Consider the following 20,001-nt stretch of genomic DNA (forward strand, 5'->3'; position numbering starts at 1 on the left):
TAGCTCCGCTATCGAGACGCTCCGGCGCCTTGCGATGCACCGCACCAGACGCCGCGCCCTGACCGACCCTGATCCACCAGACACCCCCTAGCCCACTGGCCCCGGCCCCCCGCGAGGGGCCCGGGGCGGGCCGGGGTGGGTCAGCGCGCGTCGGCCTTCAGCAGGTCGGCGCACTTCTCGCCGATCGCCATCGTGGTGATGCACGGGTTGACGGTGACGAGGTCCGGCATGACCGAGCCGTCGCACACCCGCAAGCCCTCGATGCCCTTGACCCGAAGGCGCGCGTCGACCGGCGCCATCGCGTCGTCGTCGGCGCCCATCTTCACCGTGCAAGCGGGGTGGTAGACGGTGTTGTGGGTCTTGCGGATGTAGTCGAGGAGTTCGTCGTCGGTGCGGACGTCGGGGCCCGGGGCGAGCTCGGCGCCCGCCCAGCCGCTCAGGGCGGGCTGGGCCGCGATCCGGCGGGCCAGCTTCAGGCCGTACGTCATGACGCGCTCGTCGTGCTCGTGCGTGAAGTAGCGCGGGTCGACCATGGGCTTGTCGCGGTAGTCGCGGGTGCGCAGGCGCACCGTGCCGCGCGACTTGGCCTGCGTCACGTTGGGGGTGAGGCAGAACGCGTTCTCGGTGGTCGGGTAGCCGTAACGGGCGGTGTTCATGTCGAACGGCACCTGGCCGTAGTGGAACATCAAGTCCGGTCGTTCCAGGCCCGGTTCGGTGTCGGCGAAGATGCCGATCTCCCACCACTGGGTGGAGGCCGTCGTCATGGGCTGCTTGGCCTCCCACATGATGACGCCCTCGGGGTGGTCCTGAAGGTTCTCCCCCACGCCGGGCGCGTCCACCAGGACGTCCACGCCCACCTCGCGCAGATGGGCCGCCGGTCCGATGCCGGACAGCATGAGCAGCTTGGGGGTGTCGATCGAGCCGCAGGACACGATGACCTCGCGGCGGGCGGTGACCGTGCGGGTGTGGATGAGGTCGGGGTCCAGGTACTCGGCGCCCGTGCAGCGGCGGTCCGCGTCGATGAGGAGCTTCTTGGCGCGGACCCCGGTGCGTACGACGAGGTTGGGCCGCTTGTCCATCACGGGGTGGAGGTAGGCCACCGAGGAGGACTGACGGATGTTGTTCTCGTCGGAGTTGATCTGGAACCAGTTGGCGCCCCGCACCACGGTCTTGCCGTCGTTGAACCGCGTAGTGGGGATGCCCTGTTGGGCACATGCCTCAAGGAGTGCGGCGCCGCACGGGTCCGAGGACTTGACGTCGCGTATCTTCACCGGCCCGCTGCGCCCGTGGTGGTCGCCGGGGGCGTCGTTGGTCTCCAGGCGCTGGTAGAGCGGGAAGATGTCGGCCGCTCCCCAGCCCGAACAGCCCGCCGCCTCCCAGGCGTTGAGGTCTTCGGCCGGGGCCCAGAAGGCGATGCAGGAGTTGTGCGATGAGCAACCGCCGAGGACCTTGGCGCGGGCGTGGCGCATGAAGCTGTTGCCGTGGGTCTGCGGTTCGACGGGGTAGTCCCAGTCGTAGCCGGATTCGAGCAGGCCCATCCAGCGGTCCAGCTTCAGGACGTTGTCGTCACCGACGTCCGAGGGGCCGGCCTCAAGGACGCACACCGTCACCGAGGGGTCCTCGCTGAGCCGGGCCGCGACCACGTTGCCCGCCGTGCCGCCGCCGACCACGACGTAGTCGAACTCCTCGGTGGGGGTGGGGGATTCAGTGCGCTGTGTGGGCTGTGTCGGCATGGGGCTGCGACTCACTTTCGTTTTCCGATGCGGCGTGGCTCGCGAGGACGCCGGTCTTGTGGCGCTGGACGAACCAGTAGTAGGCGAAGCCGCCGAGCAGGACGGCTCCGACGAAGAGGAAGGCGCCCCAGCGCAGGTACCAGTGGTAGGGCGCGGTGGCGTTGTAGACCTCGGCGCGGGGCCAGGCCAGGTTGAGGGTCATCGCGCCGCCCCACAGCACGCCGAGGATGTTCACCGGCAGGCCCCAGCGGCCGAGCGAGAACTTGCCGTCGCCGGCCGGGGTCCACTTGCCGCGCAGGCGGGCGATCAGCATCGGCAGGGTGACCAGGAGGTAGGCCACGTAGATCATGATGATGCCGATGCTGGTGACGACCGAGAAGATCTGCGGCTGACGGATGTTCACGAGCAGGATCACCAGGGCCAGTACGCCGATCACGACAGCGGGCAGCACGGGCGTCTGGAAGCGCGGGCTGACCTTGGCCATCAGGGACGCGGCGGGCAGGTTGTTGTCCCGCGACATCGCGAAGGCGAGGCGGATGGCGGCGGTGTGCACGGCGAGCGCGCAGACGGTGACCGCGATCAGGACGCACCAGAGCATGAGCTTTCCGCCGGTGTCGCCGAGCACGTCGAGCACCACGTACTGGAGGCCGTCGCTGGTGATGCCCTTGCCGTCGAGGCTGCTGACGCTCATCAGGGCGAGGATCAGGATCAGGCCCCCCAGCACGAACGAGGCGAGCAGGGCGCGCAGGATGGCACGGGGCGCGTTGCGGGAGGGGTCGACGGACTCCTCGCCGAGTGAGGCGGCCGTGTCGAAGCCGTACATCACATAGGCGGAGGCAAGCGCCGCGGTGAGGAAGGCCCCCATGTAGCCGAAGCTGCCACTGCCGCCGTGGCCGTGGGTGTCGAGGACGACGGAGGGGCCGCGTACGACGTGGACGGCGAACAGGACGATCAGGACGACGGTGGCGACGAGTTCGAGGAAGACACCGGCGGTGTTGATGCGGGCCATCAGCTTGACGCCGAAGGCGTTCACCAGGGTGGTGAAGAGGATCAGGACGGCGGCGAGGATGACGGCGTTGGTGGCCACGTCATAGGTGCCGGTGCCGTCGCCGACGATCTGGAAGACCTTGGAGATCTGCGGCAGGGTCGCCTGGTAGGCGAGCGCGACCGCCGCGATGGAGACGATGGAGGCGATCAGCATCATCCAGCCGGCCAGCCAGCCGACGTGCGGGCCGCCGAGCTTCTTGGCCCAGTTGTAGACCGAGCCGGCCACCGGGTACTTGGCGGCGAGTTCCGCGAAGCACAGGGCGACCATCAGCTGGCCGACGAAGACCAGGGGCCAGGACCACCAGTAGGCGGGGCCGCCGAAGCCGAAGCCGAAGTAGAACAGCTGGAAGGTGCCGGTGAGGATCGAGATGTAGCTGATGCCGGCGGCGAAGGTGTGGAAGTTGCCGAGCGTGCGTTTGAGTTCGGGTCTGTAACCGAACTCCCGGAGATCGTCGTCATCCTTCGTCATGCTCATGACCAGGCTCCAAGTAGGCAGGGATGCAGGAGGGGCACGGATGCGGTGGCCGGCCGTCCGCGTGGACGGCCGGCCGGGTTCAGCGGCTCAGCTCTCGAACCACCCCTGGGGCGCGGGGGCCGTGTTGCGCCAGATGTGCTTGGTCTCCTGGTACTCGGCCAGGCCCGCGGGACCGAGTTCGCGTCCCGTCCCGGACTGCTTGTAACCGCCCCATTCGGCCTGGGGGACGTAGGGGTGGAAGTCGTTGATCCATACGGTGCCGAGCCGCAGCCCCGCCGCGACGCGGTGCGCCTTCGCCTCGTCGGTGCTCCACACCGCGCCGGCCAGGCCGTAGACCGTGTCGTTGGCCAGGCGCACGGCCTCGTCCTCGGACGTGAAGCGCTCGACGGTCAGGACCGGCCCGAAGGACTCGTCGCGTACGACGCTCATGTCGCTGCGGCACTCGTCCAAAATGGTCGGCGGGTAGTAGTAACCAGCCTCCAGATCAGGGGAGTTGGGGCGCTCGCCGCCGCAGCGCAGCACGGCGCCCTCGGCGATGCCGGCGGCGACGTACGCCTCGACCTTGTCGCGGTGGGGGGCGGAGATCAGCGGTCCCGTCTCGGCCCGTTCGTCGAAGGGGCCCCCGAGGCGGATGCGGCCCGCGCGGCGCACGAGTTCGTCCACGAAGCGGTCGTGCAGCGCGTCCTCGACCAGGAGCCGGGTGCCGGCCGAGCAGACCTGACCGGAGTGCAGGAACACCGCGGTGAGCGCGTTGTCCACGGCGGCGTCGAAGCTCGCCTCGCTCGCCGCGACGTCGGCGAAGACGACGTTGGGGTTCTTGCCGCCGAGTTCGAGCGCGGTCTTCTTCACGGTGGGCGCCGCGGCCGCCATGATGCGACGGCCGGTCACCAGGCCGCCGGTGAAGGAGACGAGGTCCACGTCGGGGTGCTCGGCCAGCGGCGCGCCGGCTTCGGCGCCCGCGCCGAGCACCAGGTTGGCCACGCCCGCCGGGAGGCCCGCCTCGGCCAGGAGCTTCATGAGGTGGATGGCCGTGTGCGGGGTCAGCTCGCTGGGCTTGAGGACGAAGGTGTTGCCGGCGCCGATCGCCGGGGCCACCTTCCAGGCGGTCTGGAGCAGCGGGTAGTTCCACGGCGTGATGAGCCCGCAGACCCCGACCGGCTCCCGCACGACGCGGCTGTCGACGACCGGGTTGCCGGTGTCGACGACACGGCCCGCGCCCTCGGAGGTGACGAGCGTGGCGAAGTAGCGGAAGCACCCCGCGATGTCGTCCATGTCGTAACGGGACTCGACGACGCGCTTGCCGGTGTCGAGGGATTCGGCGCGTGCCAGGATCTCCTTGTCGCGCACCAGCAGGTCGGCCACGCGCAGGAGCAGCGCACCGCGCTCGGCCGGGGCCGTCCTCGGCCACGGTCCGTGGTCGAAGGCGGCTCGGGCCGCGGCGATGGCGTGCTCGGTGTCCTTGGGGCCGGCCTCGTCGACCGTGGCGACCAGGGCGTTGTCGGCCGGACACCGGATCTCACGGGTCCGCCCGTCGACGGCGGCTCTCCACTGGCCGTCGATGTAGAGCTCGGGCATGGTTCGGATCCTCCGATGCGGTGCTGGGACAGGGCCACCTGCGCCCCTGCCCGGCCGTGCGGGGAACATGCCGAAAAAATCACCGGACGTGACGGGCGTCACTTTCCGTGTTCTTCGCAGGTCAGAGGCGCAGGCTTGATTACTTACGGTTACGCGACCCCCGTGCGCCCCCTCCCGCGAGGCGGATGGCGCACGGAATGTGAGACCGGTCCGCCGCTTCCCGGCCGCTTGGGCATACTGCGCGTCGGCAATTGATCACGTCCAGCCTCCAGGGGAGCAGCCATGGTTGACCGGAGCACCAGCGCGAGGGCCGTCTTCCGGACGGTCGCCGAAGTCGGCCCGGACGCGCTCGACCGGCTGCGGGCCGCCGAGGCCGCGCTCCAGGAGACGATCGCCCCCGCGGGCGGCGACTTCGACTTCGCCGCCGTGCGCGCGGCCGCCCGAGCCCTGCCCGACAGCACCCTCGTCAAAATCATCCCGGGCTTCGGCCTCCAGGAGACCGCGCCGGTCCAGGTCATGGTGCTCACGCTGAAGCAGGCCGTGCGTCAGGCCCTGGTCGAGCCGTTCGCCAACCCCGCCTTCTGGGAGCGTACGGACGCCGCGCTCGCCCAGGTCTTCCTCGGCCTGGGCGAACAGGAGGGAGCACCCCACCTCGGCTTCCGGGAGAGCGCCGAGGGCACCCGCTACTTCCGCGATCTGCTCTTCGCGCTTGAGGACGAGGAGACCGCGGGCGACCTCTGCCTCGTGGCGTTCCACGTGGAGGTGACCGTGGCCGCCGACCGGGCGACGCTCCTGTCGCTGAGCGCCGAGGACACGGCCGCGGTCACCCTGCGTGTCGACGCGGTCAGCGTCCGGCAGAAGCCCGGCCCCCTCGCCTGACACGGCTCTCACACGGGCAGGGCCCAGGTCTGGTTGGCCTGCCGCGCCCCGCACGCCCAGGTGTCCAGTTTGGTGCCCGGAGCCGTGCCTCCTCCGTACACATCGAGGCAGAGCCCCGATCCCGCGTTGACCAGCGCGCCGTCCGGGTCGGCCGTCCAGCGCTGGGCCGCGCCGCCCGCGCAGTCCGACACAATGGCCGCGCCGCCCGCGCCGCCGCTCGCCGTCAGGCACTTGCCGAGGGCCCGCACGGTCGAGTCGTGGGCCAGGGTCCAGCGCTGGTCGGCGCCGCCCGAGCAGGTGGAGAGGATCACCGGGGTGCCGTTGGCGGTGCCGCCTGTCGCCACGGCCGCGCAGTTGGCGCCGTTGCCGGTGAGCTGCCCGGTGGGTACGGCGGCGCAGCCGCTGCCCGGGGTGAGCCGCCAGATCGCGGTGCCGTGCGCGGGAATGGTCGCGCTCAGCGCGGACGAGGTGGTCGAACGGGCGCCGCTCCACAGGTCCTTGGCGCTCACCCGGCAGCCGGGCAGGCCGACCGAGGCGAGGGGGGTGGACACGGTCCGCGCCGACGAGGAGCGGTTGAGCACGGCCACGGCCCGGTCGCCGCCCGCGAGCGGGCGCGCCAGCACGTCGGTCGTGCCGTCGGTGGACACCATTCCCGCCTGCCGCCCGAGGCTGTCCTGGTCGATGGCGATGAGGGCCCTGTTGCCGAGGGCCGAGAGCCCGGCCGGGGTGAGGGAGGCCACGTCGGAGGAGAGGATCAGCGGGGCGGCCATCATCGCCCAGAGCGCCACCTGGCTGCGCGATTCGTCGGCGCTCAGACCGGGATCGCCGGCGAGCAGGAAGTCGGGGTCGTTCCAGTTGCCCGGCCCGGCGTAGCGGCCGATCCAGCGGTTGTAGCCGTAGTTGTGCAGCACGCTCGCCCAGCGGCTGGTGCCGGGATGGGCGGAATTGTAGACGGCGATGTCGGTGCCCTCGCGCCAGAGCTGGCCGTCCTTGCCGACCCAGGAGAGCACGGAGAACCAGTCGGGGCTGCCCCATTCGCCGTTCGGCTGGAAGTAGGCGGGCGCCGATTCGGAGAAGACGATGTCACGCCCGGAGTCCGCGATGGCGGCGGCCTCGCTGTCGTACGCCTGGCGGTAGGCCTCCTCCTTGGTCTGGCCCGGAGCCACGTACATGTTGCAGCCGTCGAGCTTGAGGTAGTCCACGCCCCAGGAGGCGAAGGTGGCGGTGTCCTCGGCGAAGTGGTCGCCGCCGCCTCCCTGGGGGCGGCCGCTGCCGGGGTAGCCCTCGCAGGTGGCGGAGCCGGCGTCCTCGTAGATGCCGAACTTCAGGCCGCGCGAGTGCAGGTAGGAGCCGAGCCAGGCCATGCCGTGCGGGAAGCGTTCCGGGTCGGCGACGAGGTCGCCCGCGGCGTCGCGGCTCTTGGCCATCCAGCAGTCGTCCACCGTCACGGTGGTGTAGCCCTTGGCGGCGAGGCCCGAGGAGACCAGGGCGTCGGCGTTGCGCACGACGGTCGCTTCGCTGATGTCGCACATGTAATGGGCCCAGTTGTTCCAGCCCATGGGCGGGGCGGCGGCCAGGGGTGCGCCACGGGGCGCGGAGGGCGCCGGCGCCGTCGAGGCGTACGCCCCGGCCGCGCTCAGCGGGACGGCGAGGGCCGCGGCGAGCAGGGCCGCGATTCTCCTGCGGCGGGTGGGAAGTGACGGCACGACAGATTCCTTCCTGGCCCGGCCGGCGGAGCCCGGGCGCCATGCGTGAGGAGGGCAGGGGAAGGTGCCGATCCCGCCGGCACGAGCCTGCCGGAGGGCACCCGCCAGTGCAGTACTGACGCTCGTTGTTGTCAATGGCTCCCATCGAGCGAGCGGAAACAAGCATCCGCCGCGCCCCGGGCCGAGCCCGGCATTGCCGAGGCGTGTCCGCGCACGGGCCGGCCGGCCGGGGTGGCCCGCACCGTGCGGCCCCGTGCAGGCCGGACGCGGGGCGGCGCCAACTCGCCCACCCAGACGCCGAGTTGGGGTGTGAGCCTGGCGCCGCGAGGTGCCGCGATTCCCGCTTCGCGGACGACCGGCCCGGGCCGCGCGCGATTGGCGCATTCCAGTTCGCCGGGTGCGGCGGCGCGCGCGGACGACGCCGGGGACCCGGTCGGGTGGGACCTCGCGGCGTGGGCGGGCGAAGCGCCGAGGGGGGACGGTCCGTGCTTCGGCCACGCACCGGATCGAGGGTCCCGCCGCCCGGCGGCGGTGCGCTGTGACAGCCGCCACGCGGGCGGACGGGCTGCCCTGGGGCGCCGCGCCCGATCGAAAGTCCCGCCCCCCGGCGGCGATGCGCCGTGACACCCGCCACGCGGGCGGACGCGCTCCCCTTCGGCGCCGCGCCCGATCGAGGGTCCCGCCGCCCGGCGGCGATGCGCCCGTGAGACTCGCCACACGCGAGGACGGGCCGCCCTTCGGCGCCGCGCCCAATCGAGGGTCCCCGCCGCCCGGCGGCGGTGCGCTGTGACACCTCCCACGCGGGGGGCGCGCTGCCCTCCGGCGCCGCGCCCAATCGAGGGTCCCCGCCGCCCAGCGGCGGTGCGCCGTGACACCCGCCACGCGCGAGGACGGGCTGCCCTGGGGCGCCGCGCCCGATCGAGGGTCCCGCCGTCCAGCGGCGATGCGCCCGTGAGACCCGCCACGCGGGAGGACGCGCTGCCCTTCGGCGCCGCGCCCGATCGAGGGTCCCGCCGTCCGGCGGCTATGCGCCGTGACACCTCCCACGCCGGAGGATGGGCTGCCTTCCGCAGCGGATCAGGGTTCCCCCGCCCGGCGGCGGTGCGCTGTGACAGTTGCCACGGCCGCGCGAGCCGCAGGGTGCCCGCTGTCCGGGTAGGAGATCCCTCAGGAACCGGGCCACCGGGCCGTCCTCGTCGGATCGAACACTTGCACAAGATTTGTATGACGAATCCGGAACCCTTTGGCCCTCCGTGCCCATCAGCCCTGATGGAACGAACAGGCAATGCCCTTGGGCCACAGAACCACCCGGAGCGATCGCAATGACCCACCCCCGCCAAGGGGCCTATCAGTCTCGGGGCCACCGCCGGGCCCGTCGCGCCAAGCGCTGGATACTCGGCGTGGTCGCCGTCACCGCGCTCGGTCTGATCGCGTGGCCCGTCCTGAACTATTTCGACGTGTTCTCCGACAAGGGGGACGCGATCAGTTTTGGTCAGGACGGCGGGGCCGGTGGTGACAAGCCGGGTGGCGGTGGAGGCAAGGCCAACTCCAAGGTGCTCATGCCGACCGGGCCCGAGGCCAAGTTCACGGTGGCCGGCACGGTGCCCGAGAACGGCACCAAGATCGCCGTGACGACCCTGGAGGGCAAGAAGTCCGGCTTCACGGGCAAGGTGTGGGTCTGGGTCCCGCCGGAGTACAAGGACCCGAAGTACGCCAACAGCGGCTTCCCCGTGATGGTCGCGCTGCCCGGCGGCGCCGGCTACCCGACCAACTACTGGATGGGTACGGACCTCAAGCTGGAGGCCAGCGTCTCCCAGTGGTCCAAGGAGGGCAAGAGCCTGCCCTTCATCCTCGCGATGCCGGTCCTCAATCCGCACCCGGACACCGGCGGCCTGTACTGGGACGCCAGTGACATCCCGGGCCAGCCGAAGATGGGCACCTGGCTCACCGAGGACGTCCCCGACCTCATCAAGGCCAATTTCCGCACCGTCAACTCCCGCGACGGCTGGGCCTTCATGGGCTCCTCCACCGGCGGCTTCGCGGGCCTCAAGAGCGTGCTGCAAAAGCCCGGCCAGTTCAAGGCGGTCATCGCCTCGGGCCCCGACATCGTGCCCGACTCCCGCCTGTGGGCCGGGCACGACAAGGAGAAGGCGGACAACAATCCCAACCTCCTCGCCCAGAAGCTGATCGCCGCCAAGAGTCCCGACGTCTACCTCGCCTTCCAGGTCGGCACCGTGGGCTCCGACGCGCAGGCCAAGCCGAAGATCGAGGAGTTCATCGCCAAGTACACCAAGGGCCCGGTGAAGACCAAGCTCAGCGTCATACAGGGCGGCGGGCACAACGCCAAGACGTATGTGCCGAACATGGCCGACGGCGGTCTCATCCAGTGGATCAGTGAGCACATGCAGGGCCCCGTCCCCTCCTCCTGAGCCCCCGGCCCGCCGCGCCACCGACCGACCCGGGGGCCGCGCAGGACCGGGGGCCGCGCCCGCCGGATCGCCCCGCCACGGGAAACATCGCCGGACACTCCCCGGGGCCCTCGTCGATCGGGGGCCCCGGGGAACTACCGTTCGTTGGGCAGTCGTGGATCGGAGCCGTCCGGGGATTCGACCACCAAGGACCGGAGGAGCAGCGTGGGGAATTCAGCGGTCGGCGCCGGCGGGAGTACGGGGACCGACGGCGAGGAGCCGGACGAGCCGGGCACCCCCCGGCGGCGTGCCAAGCAGCGCTCCTTCTGGAAGGAACTGCCGATCCTCATCGGCGTCGCGCTCGTGCTCGCGCTCCTCATCAAGACGTTCCTTGTGCAGGCGTTCTCCATTCCCTCGGAGTCGATGCAGAACACGCTCCAGCCCGGCGACCGGGTGCTGGTCGACAAACTGACTCCCTGGTTCGGATCGGAACCCGCGCGCGGCGAGGTCGTCGTCTTCCACGATCCCGACAACTGGCTTCAGGACGAGCCGACTTCGCCCCAGAACGTGGTCCAAAAAGCCCTGTCGTTCATCGGCATCCTGCCGTCGGCCGACGAACACGATCTGATCAAGCGGGTCATCGGGGTAGCCGGGGACACGGTGGAGTGCAAGGGCACCGGACCCCTCACGGTCAACGGGAAGCCGCTCGTCGAACCGTACGTCTATGCCGGGAACACGCCGTGCAGCGCCGACCAGGGGGGCGGCCAGTTCAAGGTGACCGTGCCCAAGGGCAAGATGTGGGTGATGGGCGACCACCGGCAGAACTCGGCGGACTCCCGCTATCACCAGCAGGACAAGAACCACGGGCTCGTCCCGGTCGACAAGGCCGTGGGCCGCGCCTTCGTGATCGGCTGGCCCGTCACCCGCTGGGCGACGCTGCCGGTTCCCGACACCTTCGACCAGGCCGGCATCAACACGGCCGCGGCCCTCGCACCGGGCGCGCTCTCCGTCGCCGGGGCGGCCCCGCTGGTGCTGTGGCGCCGCCGGCACGCCCTGACCGCGACGCCCGCCGCCGCGAACGGTGACGTCTGACGCCCGCCGACGTCCGATGCCCGGGTGACGTCCGATGCCCGGGTGACGTCTGACGCCAGCCCGCGTGATGCCGGCCCGCGTGACGCCGACCCGCGTCACGCCGGTCGCGCCCCTCCGAGCCGCACCCGATGACAAGGGCGGTGGGGGGCGTCGGCGGCGGCCCCTCAGGGCGCCGGGGCCCGTGGCGGCGGCGTGACCCGCTGGGGTACGGGGCCGCGCGAGTGGCCCTGTTTCTCCGCTGTCGCCGGCGGTGACGGGAGCAGGGCGCCGGGCCCCCGGGGCGTAGACGGCGAGGACGGCGAGCGGTCCACTGACGGCGGCTCCGGGGACGGGGCGCTGCTGGGCGGCGGTGACGGCTTGGGGCTGGGCGCCACCGAGGGCCCGCGCGTGGGCGGGGGCTCGACCGGGCCCGGCGAATGCGCGGGCAACGGGCGCCGCTCCTCGGGGCCGGGGGTGAACACGGCATGGCCCACAGCCACGGCGGCGGCCGTGGCGAGCCCCGCGAGCGGCAGCGCGAGACGGCGCGGCCACAGCCGGGCCGGCCGCGTACGGCGCGACTGCCGGCCCGGCGGCCGCGCGGGACGCAGATCGGCGCCGGTGATGTTCTCCGCGCGGGCGGCGAGCGCGGCGCGCAGCCGCCGCTCGACCGGGCGCCCCGCGTGCTCGGGTTCGCTCCAGCGGCCGCTCATGTCCGTGCCTCCAGGATCTTCTCCAGCGCGTCGATGCCCCGGCTCGCGAGGGACTTCACCGAGCCCCTGCTGATGCCGAGGGTGGCCGCGATCTCCGCCTCCGTGAGATCGCTCCAGTACCGCAGGACGAGCACTTCGCGCCGCCGAGCCGTCAACTGGCCGAGCGCGGCGGTCACTTCGCGGTGCTCCTCGTCGAGAACCACGCGTTCCTCGGCGGAAGGCGCGTGCGGTTCGTGGGGAGGGGTGTAGCCGCGCGCGGTGCGACGGCGGCGCAGCAAGGAGCGCGAGGCGTTGACGACGGCGGTCCGCAGATAGGCGAGGGCGTTGTCGATCTCCTCGATCCGCTCGCCGTGACGTCGGTAGAGCGCGGTGAACGCGTCCTGCACGACGTCCTCGGCGCTCGCCAGGTCGTCCACCAGCAGGATGGCGAGACGCACCATCGCGAGGCGGTGCCCGTGGTAGAGCTCACTGATGGTCGGCCGGCCCGCGTCGGGGGCGTCGTCCGTGACGAATCCACCCGGGCCGTGGCCCACCCCGCGTGGCGTGAACGGCCGCGCGCGCGGGTCGGTACGGCTGCGGCGCAGCAGCCCGCGCCACCGGGGTGGGGACAGGCGCGGGAAGAGGGGGGCCGGGCGCGGTGCGGCGGTGTACTCCATCACGTTCCTCGGGTGCGCGGGCAGTGCCCCGCCCCGCTCGCGCGGGGACGGGGCCGTGGCGTGCCTCAGTTCGCGTGCCGCCGCCGGACGGCGTAGACGGTGCCGAGACCCACGAGGATCAGCGCACCGGCGCCGACGCCCATCACCGTCGTGGCCGTGGACGAACCAGTATGGGCCAGCTCCTTCTGATCGGCGGGCGCGGGAGCGGCCGCCGGCGCGCTCGGCGCCGCGCTCGGCTCGGCGCCGCCACCGGCCGGCGCCGCCGTGGGCTCGACACCCTGGGGCTGCTTGGGCTGCGGCGCGACGGACGGCTCGACGCCCTGAGGCCGCTTGGGCTGCGGCGCGGTGGGCGGCTCGGTGGCCGCAGGGCTCGGCCGCGCGGCGGCCACCTTGCTCTCACCCGCCCGCTTGACCGGCGACGACGCGTCGGCGTCACGGTGCTGGGCCACCGGGGCCGGCGCGACGCTCCTCGCCTCGACACCGGGTCCTTCGGCGTGGGCGGGCCCGGCGAGCGCGGGGGCGGCGAGGGCGAGGAGCAGGCCGGTCGCGGCCGCGGCGCCGGCCAGGCGGCGCGGGCGGCGGGGGTCGGTCTTGGCGGGACTGTGCTGGGGGACGGTCACGTTGTGGTTCTCCACGGTGTCGAGGGGGCGGCGCCACATGCGCCTTCACCCCTGACGACGCGCGGCGGACACGGGGGTTGCCGCCGTACTCGAAAAACTTTCGCCCCGCTCGCCGGCCGCCCGAAGGACCCGGGTACGCGTACGGCTCCGGCCGGCGCGACGCGGCGCGCGGGCCGGAGCCATGGCGAGGGGGTTTCAGCAGGCGCCCTCGTCCTGCCAGACCCCCCACTCCCCCGTGGTCCCGGGCTCCTCGTCGCGCGTCCACCACTTGGCCTTGTACGTGTGGCCGTTGTGGGAGACCTCGTTGCCCTGGGTGTAGATGGCACCCGGGGCCCAGGCCGCCGCCACGCAGGTGCCGCCACCGCCGGGCGACGAGGGCGGCGGGGAGGAAGGCGAGGACGGCGACGGCGAAGACGGCGAGGTGGGCGGGGTGGCGCCCGCGAACCTCACCGCGTACTTGGCGAAGTCCCAGGCCGCCTGCGGAACGCTGCTGCACGTCCCGGACGTCCTGCCGTTGTTGTCGGGCGGGGTGCACTGCCGGTCCCGGTTGAGGGACCAGAAGGTGAAGCGGGCCATGTTGTGGCTGGTCGCGTAGTCGAGCACGCTCTGGAAGTCGGCCTGCGAGAAGAACTCGCCGGAGTCGCTGCGCCCGTTCATCCCGGAGAAGCCCTCATGGGCGTACGCGGTCGCCGCGTCCCAGCCGAACGTCGACTGGAGTATGGAGTTGAAGCCGGTCAGCGCGCTGGTCTGGGCGGAGGCGCCGCTGAACCCGCCGTCGAACGGCATGATCGAGAAGTTGTCGGGCACGAAGCCCTGCGACTTGGCCTCGTTCAGCATCTGCTTGCCGAACCAGCCGGTGCCGTCGGCGGTGCCGGCGGTGGTCACCGACACGTAGAGACCGGGGTTGTTCTGCTGGAGGATCTTGGCGGCGCCGATCTCGTGGGAGATGGCGGCGGTGTTCTCGTACTCGGGCTCTTCGAGGTCGAAGTCGATCGCCTTCAGGCCGTACTTGGTGATGACCTGCTGGTAGGCGGCGGCGGTGGCGGCCGCGTCCGAGCAGTTCTGGCCGAGCTTGGTGCCGCCGTAGCCACCGGCCGATACCGACACGTCGCCGCCCTTGGCGCGGATCGCGGAGATGACGCCGGCGACGGCGGTGTCGGAGGAGACGGGGGCCGTGCCGCCCCAGGTGGGGCTGCAACCGCCTCCGTCAGGTGCCAGGACGAAGGCCAGCTGGAAGGCCTTGAGGCCGGTGGCGTCCATGATGGCGGGCGCGTCGGGCGGGTCGTTGTCAAGGGGCATCAGATAGGGGGCGGCGGCGTACCAGCGGGCGCCGAGCCCGGCCGCGTCCACCGTCGCGCCCGACGCCTGGCCCGCGACGAAGGAGGCGAGACCGGCCGCCGCCAGCGCGGCGCTCGCGGCGCCGCAGAGGAGCGCACGAAGAGGCTTCATACGAGGTCTCCTGGAGGTGTGGGAGGGACCCCAGAATTGGCCGGTGGCCGGAACACGTCAACGACTTGGACTAGACCATTGCTATTCCTTGAACGAACGGAGCCGGCCGCGTGAACGCGCGGGACCGGGACGGCGGCAGCGGGGCACGGAATCAGCCACGCCCACGGATGGCGGCGTGTAGGCCGGACGGCACAAGCCGACCTGCGTGATGTCCGTTCTGTTCTTACGGTGGCTGAATGGTCATCAGGTCCGGATTCCGTTCCATGGCAGCGCTCACTGCCACTGCCGCCATCGGTCTGTGCTGCCTGGCTCCGACGCAGGACAGCTCCGCCTCCGCGCCCCTGCCGGTACCGGCGGGCGAGCACGTGCGTCCGCGTGCCGGCGCCCCCGCCCTTCCGGCCGGGCTGTCCGCGCTCTCGTTCGTGGTCGCCGACGCCCGCACCGGCAAGATCCTCGCGGCCCGCGACGCGCACCGCAGGCTGCCGCCCGCCAGCACGCTCAAGACCCTGTTCGCGGTCACCGCGCTCCCCCACCTGCGCGCGGACGACCGGCATACGGTCTCCGAGCAGGACCTGGCCGGCATCGGCCCGGGCAGCAGCCTGGTGGGTGTCGAGGCCGGGCACACCTACCAGGTCTCCGATCTGTGGCGCGGCGTGTTTTTGAGCTCGGGCAACGACGCCGTGCACGTGCTCGCCTCGCTCAACGGCGGCTGGGAGCAGACGGCGGCGCAGATGCAGGCCGAGGCCCGCAGGCTCGGCGCCCTGGACACCGAGGTCGTCTCGCCCGACGGGTACGACACCCCGGGGCAGGTCTCCTCGGCCTTCGACCTCGCCGTGTTCGGCCGTGCGGGTCTGGCCCGCACGGACTTCGCCGAGTACTGCTCGACCCCCTCGGCGCAGTTCCCCGGCGGGGGCGGTTCGTACGGAATCATGAACACCAACCGCCTGCTCTCGGGCAGCGACGGGGTGGCCCGCTACCCGGGAATCATCGGCATCAAGAACGGCTTCACCAGCAACGCGGGCAACACTCTGATCGCGGCGGCGAGGCAGGGTGAGCGCACCCTCCTGGTGACCGTCATGAACCCGCAGTCCGGCGGCGGGTTCGAGGTGTACGAGGAGGCCAGGACCCTGCTGGACTGGGGGTTCGGGGCGTGGGACCACGTCGACGCGGTGGGATCGCTCGAACCCGTACGTCCCACCAGGGCGGCCCACCGGCCGCAGGAGACGCGCACCGCCCAGGCGGTGGCCGTCGAACCGGCCGGGGTCACGAGCGAGCAGGAGTCGTCCTGGCCGGTGGCGGGATCCGTGGCCGGCGGCCTGGCCGTGACCGCCACGCTCGTGGTCCTGGCCCGCCGACGCTCGGAGCGCACCCGCGCGGGACGCCCCAAGCGGTGAGCCGCGCTCTGACCACCCTCAATTCAGCCTAAGATTCCCAGAATAAAGTCATCCACTGCCTTGAAATCGACGCAACCTTCGCCAATACGTCTTTCTTTTGGCCGACCTTGCCCGAGTCGCCGACCTGGGCGCCTGCCCGGCGCCCTGCATGGATGCGGCTCCGTTGCGTGACTTCAGGTGACCGAATGTGGTTGGCGCGGTACGCGGGACCCCGCACCTCGGTACAGACTCCTGTTCGTTCTTCGGAAACCAACCCCAGGAGTGTTCGAAATGCGGAAGATCGCAGCAGTCAGTGCCGTCGCCGTCGCTCTGCTGGCCAATGGACTGGCCGGCACCGGCCTCGGCTCCGCGGCCGCGGCACCGGCCGCCGCCCAGCAGCCGATGAGCCTGTACGCGCCGTCCGCCCTCGTGCTCACGATCGAGCCCGGCACCGGCGACCAGGCGAGCGCGGTCCAGCGCGCGGTCACCCTCACCTGCGCCCCGACCCCCTCCGGCACCCACCCCACGCCCGCCGAGGCGTGCGCCGAACTCAAGCGCGCCAACGGCGACTTCGCCGCTCTCGCCGCGCCGGGCGCCCCCCACCTGTGTACGCAGCTGTGGAACCCGGTCACCGTGCGGGCCGACGGTGTGTGGAACGGCCGGCGCGTCAGCCATGTGCACACGTACGGCAACTCGTGCATGAAGGACGCCGGTTCGGAGGCCGTCTTCAACTTCTAACCTGCTCCACTCGACCGGGCCGGACCCCGGGGGGTGACAACCGCGTTCCCTCTCGTGTTACTTGACATGTCTTCGCCTATTCACCCGGCGATGCCACTGTCCTGATGGAATGCCACCCTCACCTAGGAGGACCCGTGTCGGACCCCCGGCCCAGACGTTTCGCACCCCGGCTGCGGACAGCCCTGTTCAGCGCGCTCGGTGCCTGCCTCGCCCTCGCCACGGCGGGTGCGGGCTCCGGCGCCAGTGCGGCGGGAACGCAGTCGCTGCCGCTGTCCGGGGCCACCGTCTCCGGCCTGCACAACACCTACGATCCGGCCGCGTTCCCCTATCTGGCACAGGCCCTCGACACCGGTACCTCGATGATCGAGCTCGATGTGTGGGACGACTTCGTCACCAAGGAGTGGAAGGTCAGCCACTCCAACCCGCTGGGCAACAGCAACAATTGCGTGAACGCCACCACCCCCGCCCAGCTCTACTCCGGCGGCGCCAACAAGGACCTGGAGAGCTGCCTCGACGACGTACGGGTCTGGCTGGGGGCACACCCCGGGCATCCGCCGCTCGTCATCAAGCTGGAGATGAAGGCGGGCTTCCAGTCCACCTTCGGCCTCGGCCCCGCCCAGCTCGACCAGACCATCAGCGCCCATCTGGGCTCCGCCGTCTTCCGCCCGGCGGATCTGCTCGCCAAGCCCGGCGGCGGGCAGTACGCCACCCTCGACGAGGCCGCGGCCGCCGGCAACTGGCCCACCCGCGACCAGCTCGCGGGCAAGGTGATGCTCGAAGTGATCCCGGGCACGGTCGAGGAGGGCAACCCCACCGACCGGCTGTGGACGGACGTCGAGTACGCGCGCCACTTGCGCGACCTGGCGGCGGCGGGCCGCGTGGGGCAGGCGCAGGTCTTCCCCTCGGTCCACAACGCCCAGGCGGGCGACCCCCGTTCACGCTACGCGGAGACCTCGATCCGGCCGTGGTTCGTCGTCTTCGACGGTGACGCGTCGGCCTATCTGAGCGGCGGCATCGACACCGCCTGGTACGACGCCCACCACTACTTCGTCATCATGACCGACGCGCAGAACGTGGCGCCGGCCCTGGACGACAAGAACCCCTCCCCCGAGGACGCGCGCGCCCGGGTGGCCAAGCTCGCCGCCGCCCACGCCAGCGTCGCCTCCAACGACTGGACCGCCCTCCCCCAGGTCCAGTCGCTGGCCCTGCCGCGCGGGGTGGGCTGACCTGTAGCACCCTGAGGCGTTCACCGGCATCCCTGCCGGTGAACGCCTCTTTTTTTCACCCGGGGTTCAGGCCACTGGCCAAAGCCCGGCGCGCGTTTCCGGTCGCCTTCCGCCCGTGAGGGCAGCCACACCCCGCCCGCCAGAACCATAAGATTTACACGGCGTTGGCATATTCCAGAGGAAATCTCCACATCGGGGCCCTTGATGACGCGGTGTCGACAAGATCCCCGTTGTTGAACATCGCACTTCGAATCGGGACATGTCCGCATTGCGCCCAACCCCTTGATCGCCGCTTCCCCGGCCGTGGCCGCAGCCGATAGGCATGGAGCCGTACGGGCCCGCCGGCCGGCACGGCCGTGGCCGGACCGGTCACGGCTTCCTGGGCGATCGCGCCCGGCCACCGGCAGGGCCCGGCACCGACCGCCCGCCAACTCACCGTGAATCAAAGGGGATTGCGATGTCACAGCCCTCCGCCGCGTGTCGGCCCACCCGCCGCCACGCCATCGGCGTCACCACGGGCGCCCTCGCCGGCCTGGCCCTCGCGGGCACCGCGCACGCCGTCGTCACGGACGACCGCCAGCACGCCGGCCCCGCCGAGGACCTGCCCGAGGCCTTCGACGAGGTCTTCCAGGGGCGGCGCATCCAAGGCGTGCCCGGCGCCGGGCAGGCGCACCACGGCGGCGGCTACGCGGTACGCATAGACGGCCGGGACCTGCATGTGATGCGCAACGCCGACGGCACCTGGATCAGCGTCGTGAACCACTACCAGACCTCCCCGACTCCGCGCGCGCTCGCCCGCGCCGCCGTGGTGGAGCTCCAGGGTGCCGACCTCGTTCCGCTCGGCTGATCCGCGTCCCGCAACGTCCCGTCCGCACCACAGCCCCACCAGGAGCTCAGCCATGGCCGTTCGCAAGAACCAGGCGGACCTCACCGCCGCGGAGAAGCGCCGCCTCGTCGACGCGCTGCTTCAGCTCAAGCGCGACGGAAGGTACGACGCCTTCGTCCGCACCCACAACTCCTTCATCATGAGCGACACCGACACCGGCGACCGGGTCGGCCACCGCTCGCCGTCGTTCCTGCCCTGGCACCGCAGATTCCTCATCGAGTTCGAGCAGGCGCTCCAGAGCGTGGACGCCTCCGTCACCCTGCCGTACTGGGACTGGACGGTCGACCGCACCCCGGCCTCCTCGCTGTGGGCGGCCGACTTCCTCGGCGGCACCGGGCGCAGCAGGGACGGGCAGGTGATGGACGGGCCGTTCGCGCACGGCACGGGCAACTGGACCATCAACGTCCGGGTGGACGGCCGTGCTTATCTGCGCCGGGCGCTCGGCGCGTCCGTCGCCCAGCTGCCGACCCGGGCCGAGGTCGAGGGTGTGCTCGCCATGACGACGTACGACATGGCGCCGTGGAACAGCGCGTCGGACGGTTTCCGCAACCATCTGGAGGGCTGGCGCGGGGTCAATCCGCACAACCGCGTCCATGTCTGGGTGGGCGGCCAGATGGCGACCGGCGCCTCGCCCAACGACCCGGTGTTCTGGCTGCACCACGCCTTCGTGGACCGGCTCTGGGCGCGGTGGCAGACCCTGCATCCCGGCTCGCCCTATCTGCCGGCGGCGGGCACCGCCCATGTGGTGGACCTGCACGACACGATGCGGCCCTGGAACGACGTGAGCCCGGCGGACCTGCTCGACCACACGCGGTACTACACCTATGACGGCGCTGCCGGCGCTGACGGCGCTGACGGCGCTGACGGCACGGACACCGCCGCCTAGGCTCTGCCCGTCAGGCCGGGCGGCGGCCCCAGGCCGAGATCATCGGCGACGTCGCCAGGTCCAGGCGGCCGGCGGCGACGCTCGCCAGATGGCGCTCGATGTCCTCGTCGTCGGCGAGGTCGCGGGCGACGAGCTGGTCCCTGACCTGGCGTACGGTCGCGGCTTCGAGGACGGCGCCGGCCGGTGAGGTGACCGGGAAATAGGCGTCGGCCTCGACTTCCTCAAGGCCCAACTCCCTCAGCAGGCGCGGAAGTTTACGCCCGTAGGAGAGGTCGGCGCCGCGTTCGGCGAGCAGGGCGCGAAAGCCTCGGCGCAGCCGGTTGGCTCGTTCTTGTTCGGGGCCGTACTCGTCGAGGCAGAGCAGGGGCTGGAGCGCGGGGTCGGCGTCCTCGATCAGCAGGACGCCGCCGGGGCGCAGCGCCCCGGCCATGGTGGCGAGGGCGCGGGAGCGGTCGGTGACGTGGACCAGGACTAGGGGGTGTCTGGTGGATCAGGGTCGGTCAGGGCGCGGCGTCTGGTGCGGTGCATCGCAAGGCGCCGGAGCGTCTCGATAGCGGAGCTAT

Annotated in this window: 16 protein-coding genes and 1 pseudogene; 8 read left to right on the forward strand and 9 right to left on the reverse strand. The window is 71.8% G+C overall.

The genetic code is table 11. The features are described from left to right. Positions 1–140: 140 nt before the first annotated feature. From ACFYM2_RS34535 to ACFYM2_RS34545, 3 genes are all read right to left on the reverse strand, one after another. Complete coding sequence (locus ACFYM2_RS34535; protein WP_388841818.1) at positions 141–1,733, reverse strand: GMC family oxidoreductase; 1,593 nt, start codon at positions 1,731–1,733, stop codon at positions 141–143. Then, entirely contained in the window at positions 1,705–3,255 is a 1,551-nt protein-coding gene (locus tag ACFYM2_RS34540; protein WP_388459608.1) for an APC family permease, read from the reverse strand. The genes ACFYM2_RS34535 and ACFYM2_RS34540 overlap by 29 nt, the downstream gene beginning before the upstream one ends. Before the next feature lie 87 nt (positions 3,256–3,342). Beyond that, complete coding sequence (locus ACFYM2_RS34545; protein WP_388841821.1) at positions 3,343–4,830, reverse strand: aldehyde dehydrogenase family protein; 1,488 nt, start codon at positions 4,828–4,830, stop codon at positions 3,343–3,345. A gap of 282 nt (positions 4,831–5,112) precedes the next feature. Here ACFYM2_RS34545 and ACFYM2_RS34550 point away from each other — a divergent pair, with 282 nt between their 5' ends. Beyond that, on the forward strand, positions 5,113–5,709 hold the full coding sequence (locus ACFYM2_RS34550) for a Type-2Aa cytolytic delta-endotoxin (protein ID WP_388841824.1): 597 nt from the start codon (positions 5,113–5,115) through the stop codon (positions 5,707–5,709). 8 nt (positions 5,710–5,717) lie between these two features. On the opposite strand, the gene ACFYM2_RS34555 is transcribed toward ACFYM2_RS34550, so the two are convergent. Beyond that, positions 5,718–7,415, reverse strand: coding sequence for a ricin-type beta-trefoil lectin domain protein (locus ACFYM2_RS34555; RefSeq protein WP_388841827.1), 1,698 nt, complete (start codon positions 7,413–7,415; stop codon positions 5,718–5,720). Between the two features lie 1,322 nt (positions 7,416–8,737). Between ACFYM2_RS34555 and ACFYM2_RS34560 the strand changes: the two genes are divergently transcribed. Both ACFYM2_RS34560 and lepB read left to right on the forward strand, forming a co-directional pair. Next, on the forward strand, positions 8,738–9,844 hold the full coding sequence (locus ACFYM2_RS34560) for an alpha/beta hydrolase-fold protein (protein ID WP_358996011.1): 1,107 nt from the start codon (positions 8,738–8,740) through the stop codon (positions 9,842–9,844). A 204-nt stretch (positions 9,845–10,048) separates the two neighbouring features. Beyond that, positions 10,049–10,915: a signal peptidase I gene (gene lepB / locus ACFYM2_RS34565; RefSeq protein WP_388841830.1), complete on the forward strand. Its 867-nt coding sequence runs from the start codon at positions 10,049–10,051 to the stop codon at positions 10,913–10,915. A 164-nt stretch (positions 10,916–11,079) separates the two neighbouring features. Here the strand turns inward: lepB and ACFYM2_RS34570 are convergent, their stop codons facing one another. From ACFYM2_RS34570 to ACFYM2_RS34585, 4 genes are all read right to left on the reverse strand, one after another. Next, on the reverse strand, positions 11,080–11,604 hold the full coding sequence (locus tag ACFYM2_RS34570; RefSeq protein WP_388459613.1) for a hypothetical protein: 525 nt from the start codon (positions 11,602–11,604) through the stop codon (positions 11,080–11,082). Continuing rightward, on the reverse strand, positions 11,601–12,260 hold the full coding sequence (locus ACFYM2_RS34575; protein ID WP_388841833.1) for an RNA polymerase sigma factor: 660 nt from the start codon (positions 12,258–12,260) through the stop codon (positions 11,601–11,603). The genes ACFYM2_RS34570 and ACFYM2_RS34575 overlap by 4 nt, the downstream gene beginning before the upstream one ends. A gap of 65 nt (positions 12,261–12,325) precedes the next feature. Beyond that, on the reverse strand, positions 12,326–12,919 hold the full coding sequence (locus ACFYM2_RS34580; protein WP_358995999.1) for an LPXTG cell wall anchor domain-containing protein: 594 nt from the start codon (positions 12,917–12,919) through the stop codon (positions 12,326–12,328). Positions 12,920–13,075: 156 nt separating this feature from the next. Then, positions 13,076–14,329, reverse strand: coding sequence for a carbohydrate-binding protein (locus tag ACFYM2_RS34585; RefSeq protein ID WP_358995996.1), 1,254 nt, complete (start codon positions 14,327–14,329; stop codon positions 13,076–13,078). Between the two features lie 263 nt (positions 14,330–14,592). Here ACFYM2_RS34585 and ACFYM2_RS34590 point away from each other — a divergent pair, with 263 nt between their 5' ends. From ACFYM2_RS34590 to ACFYM2_RS34610, 5 genes are all read left to right on the forward strand, one after another. Continuing rightward, positions 14,593–15,723, forward strand: a complete 1,131-nt coding sequence (locus ACFYM2_RS34590) for a D-alanyl-D-alanine carboxypeptidase family protein (protein ID WP_388841837.1) — start codon at positions 14,593–14,595, stop codon at positions 15,721–15,723. A gap of 270 nt (positions 15,724–15,993) precedes the next feature. After that, positions 15,994–16,440 carry a subtilase-type protease inhibitor gene (locus ACFYM2_RS34595; protein WP_358995991.1) on the forward strand — a complete coding sequence of 149 codons (447 nt, stop codon included), beginning with the start codon at positions 15,994–15,996 and terminating at the stop codon, positions 16,438–16,440. 134 nt (positions 16,441–16,574) lie between these two features. Beyond that, a complete protein-coding gene (locus tag ACFYM2_RS34600; RefSeq protein WP_388841840.1) occupies positions 16,575–17,666 on the forward strand; it encodes a phosphatidylinositol-specific phospholipase C domain-containing protein in 1,092 nt (363 codons plus the stop codon). Between the two features lie 457 nt (positions 17,667–18,123). Then, complete coding sequence (locus ACFYM2_RS34605; RefSeq protein WP_358995985.1) at positions 18,124–18,513, forward strand: tyrosinase cofactor; 390 nt, start codon at positions 18,124–18,126, stop codon at positions 18,511–18,513. Between the two features lie 52 nt (positions 18,514–18,565). Further along, positions 18,566–19,438 (forward strand): tyrosinase family protein, encoded by an 873-nt coding sequence (locus ACFYM2_RS34610; RefSeq protein WP_388841843.1) that lies wholly within the window; start codon positions 18,566–18,568, stop codon positions 19,436–19,438. A gap of 10 nt (positions 19,439–19,448) precedes the next feature. Here the strand turns inward: ACFYM2_RS34610 and ACFYM2_RS34615 are convergent. Then, positions 19,449–19,913, reverse strand: a pseudogene (locus ACFYM2_RS34615) (SAM-dependent methyltransferase); the annotation flags it as partial. Positions 19,914–20,001 lie beyond the last annotated feature (88 nt).

The sequence above is a fragment of the Streptomyces sp. NPDC006711 genome (assembly GCF_042869775.1).
In the GTDB taxonomy this organism is placed as follows: domain Bacteria; phylum Actinomycetota; class Actinomycetes; order Streptomycetales; family Streptomycetaceae; genus Streptomyces.